The sequence below is a fragment of the Streptomyces racemochromogenes genome, from assembly GCF_044129415.1.
GTDB classification, from domain to species: domain Bacteria; phylum Actinomycetota; class Actinomycetes; order Streptomycetales; family Streptomycetaceae; genus Streptomyces; species Streptomyces racemochromogenes_A.
Map to the genome: position 1 here is coordinate 1 of NZ_JBBDHD010000356.1, position 350 is coordinate 350.

The following is a 350-nucleotide window of genomic DNA, read 5'->3' on the forward strand; positions in this document are numbered from 1 at the left end:
GTCGACACGGCCGCGCTGGATGCCGCGTACTGGTACCGCAACCTGCGGCAGCCCGTCCGTTTCGAGGACACCGTCCGGGCGCTGCTCGCCAAGGGCTTCGCCACGTTCGTGGAGTCCAGCGCCCACCCCGTGCTGGTCATGGGCGTCCAGGAGACCGCCGAGGCCCTCGGAGCCCCCGTCCTCACCACCGGCTCCCTGCGCCGCGACGAGGGCGGCCTCCAGCGCTTCCTGACCTCCGCCGCGGAGCTGTTCGTCCGGGGCACGGACATCGACTGGGCCTCCCTCTTCGAAGGGACCGGCGCGCGTCGCGTCGACCTGCCGACGTACGCCTTCCAGCGCGAGCACCAGCG

At 72.9% G+C, this 350-nt stretch carries 1 protein-coding gene; it reads left to right on the plus strand.

Annotation, left to right across the window (positions count from 1 at the left end):
• Nucleotides 1-350: acyltransferase domain-containing protein (locus WDV06_RS37260; RefSeq protein ID WP_395514213.1), on the plus strand; the 350-nt coding region annotated here is incomplete at both ends.